This window comes from Streptomyces sparsus, assembly GCF_054776295.1.
Window position 1 is genome coordinate 1 of sequence record NZ_BAAHCA010001068.1, and the last position, 1,510, is coordinate 1,510.

Below are 1,510 nucleotides of genomic sequence, written 5' to 3' on the forward strand. Positions count from 1 at the left end.
CGCCGCAGCCGCCGCCGTGCTGCTGCTCGCCCCGCTCGCCTGCACCGAGACGGGCACCGACACCGGCGCCGTCACCGACGGGCAGGACGCCCCGCGCACCGCGCCCGGCGGGCGTGCGCAGGAGGGCCGCTGGCAACCGGAGCCGGGCGTCGACTGGCACTGGCAGCTCACCGGCGAACTCGACATGGACGTCGACGTTCCCGTCTACGACATCGACGGCTTCCGGCACGACGCCTCGGTGGTGCGCCGGTTGCACGACAGAGGCGTGAAGGTCGTCTGCTACGTCAACGTCGGTGCCTGGGAGGACTGGCGGCCGGACGCGGACGACTTCCCCGAGGAGGTGCTCGGCCGGGGCAACGGCTGGGAGGGCGAACGCTGGCTGGACATCCGGGCGGTGGAGACCCTGCGCCCGCTGCTCGCCGCGCGGTTCGACATGTGCCGCGACAAGGGCTTCGATGCGGTCGAACCGGACCTCCAGGACGGCTACCGCAACCGGACGGGCTTCCCCCTCACCGCCGGGGACCAGCTCGTCTTCAACCGCATGGTGGCGGAGTTGGCGCACGACCGGGGCATGTCGGTGGGGCTGAAGAACGACCTGGACCAGATCCCGGAACTCGTCGGCGACTTCGACTTCGCCGTGAACGAGGAGTGCGCCGCCTTCGACGAGTGCGACCGGCTCACGCCGTTCATCGAGGCGGGCAAGGCGGTGTTCCACGTCGAGTACGAACTGCCCGCCGAGGACTTCTGCGCCCGCTCCCGCGCCCTGAAGCTCAGTTCGATGGTGAAGCGGCTGCACCTGGACGCCTGGCGGGAGACCTGCTGAGCGGGCCGAAACGGTCGTCAGCGCACGGTGGTTGGGGAGCGTGGGGGGTTGGGGAACGGTCCGCCGGCCGCCGCTCCCGGCCCGCCGCGGGCCACCGTCGCCCGTCCCCCGTTTGGCTGCCCCCGGTGGTAGGCGGGGGCAGGCGGCTGTCGTATGGCACTGGGCGCGTCCCTTGTCTCCAGCGCGCCCAGGGAGTGCATCATGCGCGTACCGATCCTCGTCTCCCGGCTGGCAGCCGCCGGGGCGCTGTCCGCCGTCGCGGTGGTGAGCGCGGCCGGCACGGCAACCGCCGGGCCCTCGGACGACGTCAACGTCCAACCCGACCCCGTCACACCGGGCAGCAGCTTCTCCGTCTACGGCATGCAGTGCGGCGGCGACAACGGCATGGCCCGGTTCAAGCCCCCTCAGGGCGGTACCGAACTGCCGGACCTCGACCTGGGCATGCTGAGCAACGCGCTCGGGGCCACCGGCAACATGCCGGCCGACGCCGTGCCCGGCACCTACCGGGTCACCCTCCTGTGTGACGGTGAGACGTACCTCGGCACGATGACGGTGGCGGATGCCGACCCGGCGAGCCCGTCCCCGTCCGAACCGACCGCCCCGCCGGGACCGGTGGCGTCGCCGGACACGCCGGCCACGTCCCCGAACACGGCGCCCGGCACCGCGTCGCCCACCACGGCACCGCCG

General features: G+C 72.9%; 1 protein-coding gene and 1 pseudogene. Both read left to right on the plus strand.

Features of this window, described 5'->3' with window-relative positions; all coding sequences use genetic code 11:
- The first annotated feature begins 16 nt into the window (after positions 1 to 16).
- The gene (locus ACYVE9_RS26335; RefSeq protein WP_461030400.1) at positions 17 to 823 is read left to right on the plus strand and encodes an endo alpha-1,4 polygalactosaminidase; all 807 of its coding nucleotides are present in this window, start codon (positions 17 to 19) and stop codon (positions 821 to 823) included.
- Between the two features lie 201 nt (positions 824 to 1,024).
- Positions 1,025 to 1,510: pseudogene (locus ACYVE9_RS26340) on the plus strand (hypothetical protein); the annotation flags it as partial.